The 8,049-nt window shown below is 46.8% G+C and carries 5 protein-coding genes; 4 read left to right on the top strand and 1 reads right to left on the bottom strand.

All coding sequences use genetic code 11. From position 1 onward, the window contains the following. Positions 1-150 precede the first annotated feature (150 nt). From GS601_RS15125 to GS601_RS15140, 4 genes are all read left to right on the top strand, one after another. Entirely contained in the window at positions 151-2,580 is a 2,430-nt protein-coding gene (locus tag GS601_RS15125; RefSeq protein ID WP_162424114.1) for a TonB-dependent receptor domain-containing protein, read from the top strand. 20 nt (positions 2,581-2,600) lie between these two features. Continuing rightward, positions 2,601-3,833 carry an MFS transporter gene (locus GS601_RS15130; RefSeq protein ID WP_162424115.1) on the top strand — a complete coding sequence of 411 codons (1,233 nt, stop codon included), beginning with the start codon at positions 2,601-2,603 and terminating at the stop codon, positions 3,831-3,833. A gap of 107 nt (positions 3,834-3,940) precedes the next feature. Next, complete coding sequence (locus GS601_RS15135; protein ID WP_162424116.1) at positions 3,941-5,713, top strand: ABC transporter ATP-binding protein; 1,773 nt, start codon at positions 3,941-3,943, stop codon at positions 5,711-5,713. Further along, positions 5,710-7,452, top strand: a complete 1,743-nt coding sequence (locus GS601_RS15140; protein WP_162424117.1) for an ABC transporter ATP-binding protein — start codon at positions 5,710-5,712, stop codon at positions 7,450-7,452. The genes GS601_RS15135 and GS601_RS15140 overlap by 4 nt, the downstream gene beginning before the upstream one ends. A gap of 223 nt (positions 7,453-7,675) precedes the next feature. Here GS601_RS15140 and GS601_RS15145 read toward each other — a convergent pair. Beyond that, positions 7,676-8,049, bottom strand: a 374-nt coding sequence (locus tag GS601_RS15145; protein ID WP_162424118.1) for a transposase, incomplete at its 5' end; no start/stop codon positions are given.

Raw genomic sequence — 8,049 nt, forward strand, 5'->3', positions numbered from 1 at the left:
TCTCGATCCGTCTAGATACTAGCAGTTTTAGCCTCATCCCTCTAAGATCAGTCTAAATGAGTAGGAATGATAATCATTCTCGATTTGTTTAGAAGCCTTGTGTGAGAAAGACTGATGAGCAAAATTGCTTGGTTCCTAGGGATAGTAAGCGTGATAGCTGCACAAGCCGCGCAAGCTGAAGAAGCTCTAGTGCCGCGTGTGAGAGAAGTTGAGCAACCTAGTACAACGCTGAAAGATTGGAATAATAAACTTCAACAGCAAGCGATCGCTCAATCTCAACCAACCATCATCACCGGAATCAAGCTAAATCCGACTAGGGAAGGGCTTCAACTGATTTTAGAGACTGCAAAGGGAGAATCGCTCAAAGCAACTTCACGACTGAGCGGAAATGCTTTAATTTTTGAGATTGCTAATGCTCAGTTGCAGCGACCCTTTCAGCAAGATAAGCCTGCTGCTGGAATTGCATCAGTTAAAGCGATCGCAACTCCAAACAACATTGTACAAGTCATCATTACGGGAACTAGCGACGCTCCAGACGGAGAGATTATGCAATCTGCATCGGGAGCTATCTTCAGCGTGTTGGCATTTGAACCTGAAGAAGAGGTGACGGTTACCGCTCAGAAGCGCCCAGAACGCGCTCAAGATGTTCCGATTAGCTTAACCGTTCTCGATAGTCAGCAGATCCAAGACGCAGGCATCAGAAGCGTTCAAGATATTGCGAATCGGACTCCCAACTTCTCTGCATTTTCAGCAAACACTGCGCGAGTTTTTACATTCTACAGTGTGCGAGGTTTGAGCAACTCGAACTTTCTGTCTCAAAAAGATGTGATTGGGTTTTACGTCGATGATGTTCCCTATGAGTACGGGGGCTTCATTGACTTTGACTTGTTTGATGTCGATCGCATTGAAGTCCTGCGCGGTCCTCAAAGTACTTTGTATGGACGCAACAGCCAAGCGGGGGTTGTCAATATTGTTACCCGCAGACCGACGAACCAGCCAGAGATTCGAGCCATTCTGGGTTATGGTAGCTATGACACAAAAGAACTCGGTCTATCGCTCAGTGATGCGGTGATCCCCGATCAACTCAGTTTTCGATTAGCAGGGTCTTTTCGGCAGACCGATGGTTACTTTTTCAATCGCTTCTTGAATGATGACACAGTAGGTAGACAGCGATCGCTCAATGGACGGGCAGAACTGCTGTGGACACCTTCTGAAGACTGGGATATCTCACTCCGAGTTGCTGCTAATTCTGCTCAAGATGGGGATGGCGTTTTCTCCGCGATCGACGCTGCGAATCCCTATCGCGTTGACTACAATACACCCGGAGGCTTTCTTAATAACGATACCTTCAGCCAAGCCCTGAGAATCGCTTATCGTAACCCAGCCTTCACTGCAACCTCGATTACCACTCACCGCACTTCAAAGCAACGGGGCTTTGCGGAATCTGACTATTCACCGCTCGATATTTTCACAGCCACCTACGCCTTTGCCAATGAAGCTTTGACGCAGGAGTTTCGCATTCAGTCTCCCGAAACCGCCCGTAACTTCAAATGGCTGCTCGGAACCTATCTCAATTTCTCAAATTTCGCAACACCTACTCAGGACTTCAATATTATCGGCACTGGAACACAGCGCATTGTTTCAGACGAAGATCAACGCGGATTTGCGGTGTTTGGACAAGTTGATGTGAAACCGAGCGATCGCTTAACCCTGACGGCAGGATTGCGCTATGAAACGAACTCTGCTGAAATCAGTCGCAGTACTGAATTTATTCCTGAAGGGTTATCCTCTGGCTTTTTTTCTGGGGTATTTAACAATATTGAGCGGAATGAAAATGTCTTTTTGCCCCGCTTTGCTGTACAGTACGCCTTCAGTCCTGATGTTCAGGTCTATGGCAGCGTTACACGCGGTTATAAGCCAGGTGGATTTAATCTGCGGGCTGAGACGCGCAATGTTCTAGAATTTCAGCCAGAGAAGTCTTGGAACTATGAGGTCGGCATCAAATCGAGCTTATTCGACAACAAGCTGACTGCTAGCCTTGCGTATTTCATTACAGATGTTGATGACTATCAAGTCATTTCCGCAGGACCTGATGGAATTTTTCGAGATGTCAGCAATGCTCAGGTCAACATCAATGGATTAGAACTAGAACTATTAGCAAAACCAGCACCCGGCTTTGAACTGAATGCGAGTCTCGGCTATGTGAACGGTCGATATAATCAGTTCGTGAATCCATTCCTCGGAACTGACTTTAGCGGCAATCGAGTGACTTACTCTCCTCGTATTACTTACAATGTTGGAGCACAATATCGCAGTCCAAACGGTCTTTTTGCACGAGCCGAAGTGCAAGGCTTTGGAACAACTTTCTTTGATGATGCTAACCAAATTCGACGCGCCCCTTTTGCATTAGTCAATGCGCGAATCGGCTATGAGGGTAAGAACTACGGGGTTTATCTCTTTGGCAACAATCTCTTTGATACGCGCTACTACACTCAAGCCTTTGTTTTTCCGCCTCCTAATGTGATTGCTGCATTTGGTAATCGTGCGACGTATGGCGTTCAACTCAAGCTCAATTTCTAGTTCACTCTGTCAATTTTCTTATGTTTAATCCGAAGTGGTTCATCCTTGTTGCCCTGTATGTTTCGCAATACATTCCGCTGTTTTTTCTGATGATGGGAATGCCTGTATTCATGCGGCAGCAAGGTATGGGACTGGATGCGATCGGTCTCACGTACCTGGTTATCCTCCCGTTCGGGCTAAAGTTCCTCTGGGCACCGTTGATCGATCGCTACAGTTTGCGTCGATTCGGTCATTACCGATTTTGGATTCTCTTCTTTCAGGTATTAGCCATTCTATTGACGATCGCGATCGCGCCGCTCAACCTGCAAACTCAATTCCCGCTCTTAATTGGGCTGATGCTGCTCCTCTCCACGGTTTGTGTTACCCAGGACATTGCAGCAGATGCGCTGAGTACTCGAATGCTGGAGCCTCAAGAACGGGGAATCGGAAATGGCATTCAAAAGAGCGGCAACTACGCAGGCGGACTGATCGGGGGCGGAGTGATGCTTATTTTGCTCGATCGCATTGGTTGGTATAACGCAATGATTTCAATGGCAGTCATGCTTGCAATCGGCATGATTCCAATTTTATTGATTCAAGAATCTAAGCTTTATCAGACTCGATCTGATTTAGAGCCTGTGAGCTATTTTCAGGCTTTCAAGCAGTTTTTTCGCCACTCTGGAACTTGGCACTGGCTCGGATTTATGGCAACCTACCTAGCTGGAGTTTCGATGGCTTATGTGCTATTGCGCCCGCTGCTTGTGGATCGAGGGCTTTCGCTGGAAATGATTGGGCTAGTTTTTGGCGTGATTGGACTTGCAATGGGAGCGATCGGGGCATTGTTTGCTGGAGTTTTGATTGTTTGGATGGGAAGACAGCGATCGCTGATTGCATTCGGCATCTTTCAAGCGATCGCGATCCTGACTCTCATTCCGCCTGCACTTGGGGTCAGTAATGTTGTGATCCTGACTGTGATTTCTTGTTTGTTCTGTGCGGCTACTGCGATCGCGGACACAATTCTACTGACGATCGCGATGGATCGATGTGAAGCTGCAACGGCTGGAAGTGATTTCACCATCCAGGCTTCAGCGATTTATCTCGTGGGGATTGCAATGAGTCCTATCGGCGGAATTCTTGGTGAAAAACTTGGATATGTTCCGACGCTTCTGATTGCTGCTGGATTGACCTGTTTGGTTACGGTTTGGGGAGCGATCGAGAAATTTGGGATGACATCAGAACAACCAAAAATATTAGTTCAGAATCAGCAACAATAAGTTTTCTGGAAAAAGATCCGTTCTAAGCGAAAGAAAATCCGTTCTGAGCAATCTGCGATCGCGGTAATTTTCTAAGATTAAATCACCTCATTCTACAGTGCTACACGATGACGACTCCCACTTCTGAAGTTAGTCTTTGGCAAATTATCCAACCTGTTCGAGGCGGAATCAATACTGCGATCGCGATCTCTGTTGTCGGAGCAATCGCTGGACTTGCTGCACTCCTCCCGATTCCCTTAGTGATTGATCACCTTCTCTCACTAAACCCGCAATCGAGCGAAGTTTGGCGGTTGATTGGGATTTCGGTGCTTTGTACGGCACTCAGTTTTGCGTGTCGATCGCTCTCTTTTTATGTTTCGCATCAATCTGCTTTTAAGCTAGAGCAAATTCTCCGAACGCAGCTTGTAGAACATCTTGCACAGTTACCACTTGGCTACATTGTTGCGATGGGATCAGGTGCGATCAAAAAGGTTGTACAAGACGATGTGAAGGGACTTCATGCGTTTGTAGCAGATAGTACACCTCTGATTGCTCGCGCTTATGCAACGCCGATTCTAACCTTTGTCGTCTTACTCCTCGCCGATTGGAAAATGACACTGGTTGCAGTTGCGATCGCGCCGCTCGGTTTTATCTTTATGAGTCTTGCGATGAAGGACTACAAAGAACGTCGGCAGGAGTATGATTTAGCAAATGAGCAAGTCAACAATTCTGTTGTCGAATTTGTTCAGGGAATGCAGGTTGTTCGGACATTTGACGATGGAACGACTTCTTTTGTGCGATTTCGGCAGTCGTTGGATGAGTTCACTGATAAGCTTAAAGCCTGGTCAGGGGCAACAGCCGTTCCCGGTCGGATTGGCAGTTTATTGTTTGAATCTTTGCCCGTTCTATTGTTAGTCGCTAGCGTTGGCAGTTGGCTTTATCGTCAGAATCAGCTAGAGCTTTCAACATTTTTACTGTTTCTCTTGCTGTCTCCAAATCTGATTGGAGCCTTCCGACCTTTGATGATGTTGTCATACTATACGAACCAATCGAGTGCAGCAGCAAAACGGTTAGGAAGCATTCTTGCAGAGCCTACATTACCTCAGTCGAATGCTACCCGACAGCCAAATGATGCTTCGATTCGATTTCGGGATGTTTCCTTTTCCTATGGCGATCGTCTAGCATTGCAAAACATCAATCTTGAGATACCTGCGGGCAGCATTACGGCATTCGTTGGACCATCAGGAGCCGGAAAAACGACGATCGCACGATTGATTCCTCGGTTCTGGGATGTAACTACGGGCGCGATCGAAATCGGTGGCGTTGATATTCGAGAGCTAACGAACGATACTCTAATGTCCTGGGTTTCCTTCGTGTTTCAAGATACCTTTCTGCTGTACGATTCGATTCGAGAAAACATTCGACTTGGAAAGCCCGATGCGACCGATGCAGAAATAATCGCAGCAGCAAAGGCAGCACAGGCACATGACTTTATTCTGAGTCTGCCGAAGGGTTACGATACGATCGCTGGAGAGCGAGGAACCCGATTATCTGGGGGAGAACGGCAACGCATTACGATCGCTCGCGCTATTTTGCAGGACAATCCAATTGTGGTGCTAGATGAAGCGACTGCTTTTAGTGATCCCGAAAATGAGGCATTGATTCAGCAAGCGATTGCATCTCTGACTCAAAACAAAACTTTGATTATCATTGCTCACCGCCTTTCAACGATTCGAGAAGTCGATCAAATTGTTGTTCTCGATCAAGGTCAAATTGTAGAACAAGGCAAGCATGAGGAGTTAGTTGCTGCCGATCGCCTCTATGCTCGATTGTGGAACAACCATCAACACGCTCAGAATTGGTCAGTTCAAGTCAAAAATCAAGCTGTGAGTTCACGATGATTCAACCCTATCGCCGGATGCTGCGAGTGTTAGGAGATCATGCTCCTCAGATGCAGCGAAACGTTCGGATTTCTACGATCGCATCAGTCTTAGAGGGTTGTATCTATGCCTTACTTTTCCCCTTGATGCTGGCACTGTTTGAGCATCCGATTAATACTTCGCGCCTCGGAATTCTCTTAGCAATCTCAGGCGGACTGTTCGCGATCGAGACGGTACTCCGTTGGCAAGAACTAACCTTCTCTTGGGACGCGGTGAATGAAATCTCTCACGACACTCGCCTAAAGCTGGGTGAACAACTGCGACGGATTCCATTAGAACAGCTTACCAATCGTCGCTCAGGAGAACTCAATGTTATTTTAGGCGGCAATGTTTCCGAGATTGTTCTATGGTTAGGAAGTTTGTGCTTAACCATTATTCAAACGTTAGTGGTTCCCTGTGTCACGATTGCTGTGATGTTCTGGATTGATTGGCGACTCGCGATCGCGCTAACGCTGACATTCCCGTTAGCAATTCCAATTTATCAACAGTTTCGCAAAATTGTCGGTCAGGGCACTCGACAAACCGCGATCGCAGATGCTGAAACTGCCTCTCGTGTGATTGAGTATGCTCAAGGTCTGCCTGTTTTGAGAGCGACAAAACAAGTCGGATCGCGATCGCAACAGATCCAGAAAGCATTAGCCAATCAGCGAGCAACCCAATCTCGAACTAACCAGCTTGTCATTCTACCGAGCTTAATGATTGCAACGCTAGTAGAAATCGGCATTCTCTTGATCATCGCCTTGGGTAGCGTTTATGTGCTGCAAGGAAGCCTATCTCTTCCAATTCTCATTGCGCTCTTAGTCATTGCAGTACGATTTAGTGAACCATTAGCAGTCTTTGCGAACTATGCGGCTGTATTTGACATTACAGAAGCTGCACTAGAACGGATTGAAGCATTACTTTCAATCCAGCCGCTTGTCGTTCTTGCTCCAACTCAAGCTCCAGAAAAGTTTGATATTTCGTTTGAAAGCGTCACATTTACCTATCTTGATCAATCAGAACCCGTGTTGCGAAACATCTCGCTACACTGTCCTGAACGAAGTTTTACCGCATTAGTTGGCTCTTCTGGAAGCGGAAAAACAACGATTACACGACTGATTAGCCGCTATGCAGATGTTCAACAAGGCAAAATTTGTATCGGTGGAATTGATATTCGCCACATCGATCCAACTCAGCTCATGCGCCTTGTTTCAGTCGTTTTTCAAGATGTTTATCTCTTTGACGATACGATCTACAACAACATTCGCCTTGCAAAACCAGGATCAACAGATGTAGAAGTTGAGGCAGCGGCGCAAGCTGCAAATTGTCATGATTTTATCAGTCGCTTACCGAATGGATATGAAACTCGTGTGGGTGAAATTGGTGGAGCATTATCAGGGGGAGAACGGCAGCGCATCTCGATCGCTCGTGCCATTCTTAAAGATGCACCGATCGTGCTGCTCGATGAGCCAACTTCTGCGCTCGATACAGAAAGTGAAGTCGCAGTTCAACGGGCTATCGATCGCTTAGTTGAAAACAAAACGGTGATTGTCATTGCTCATCGTCTATCGACCGTGGTCGGAGCCGATCAAATCTTAGTGCTAGAGTCAGGGCAAATGATTGAGCAAGGGACTCACAGCCAGCTTCTAGAGCTTCAGGGACGGTACGCTTCACTGTGGAAAATACAGCAGAATGCTTACTGCTGGAGAATTGTAGCTTGAGTTATATGACAATACCCTTGATTTTCGGATTGTTTTGCCTCACGATAACCGAAGGTGATAAGCTGCTCAACATCTAGATTGCAAGCACAGCATTTCCTTTATTCTTAAGTTTCCGGTTCCATCGAATCTTCAACTCGCCTTGATTGAGTAATCGGTCGAGCAACGTTCTGAATTCCTCAACCGATTGGAACAGACGGTGAGCAATAAACTCTTGGCAGGAAGGTCAGACTAGCTCAATCAAATTGTAATCTGGACTATAAGCAGGTAAAAAGTAGAGTTCAATATTCGGGAGCATCGCTTCAATCTCTGCCCTCATTGCCTGCTTTTTGTGATAGCTGGCATTGTCCAACACAAGAAGAATCTTCGGTCCTTGAACCTGAAACGTTGCGGCAACATTGCCCTGTTTCACCCATTCTTGCTCCACAAACTGGTTGAGGTTCACAAGCTGAGCATAGAAGCTCTCGCTGTTGCCTTGGTCGATGAAATAGCATTGTCGTTGGCGGTCATGGTAGCGCAGTCCCCCCATAACATTGACTCGCCCTCGCCCTCGTTTTCCGCTCACCGTTTTGCGCTGCCCTCGCTGGCTCCACACCTTGC

It is taken from the genome of Myxacorys almedinensis A (assembly GCF_010091945.1).
Lineage (GTDB): Bacteria > Cyanobacteriota > Cyanobacteriia > Leptolyngbyales > Leptolyngbyaceae > Myxacorys > Myxacorys almedinensis.

Coding starts and splice junctions, on each gene's coding strand:
- GS601_RS15130 (WP_162424115.1), top strand. CDS start 2,601: ATGTTTAATCCGAAGTGGTTCATCCTTGTTGCCCTGTATGTTTCGCAA.
- GS601_RS15140 (WP_162424117.1), top strand. CDS start 5,710: ATGATTCAACCCTATCGCCGGATGCTGCGAGTGTTAGGAGATCATGCT.
- GS601_RS15135 (WP_162424116.1), top strand. CDS start 3,941: ATGACGACTCCCACTTCTGAAGTTAGTCTTTGGCAAATTATCCAACCT.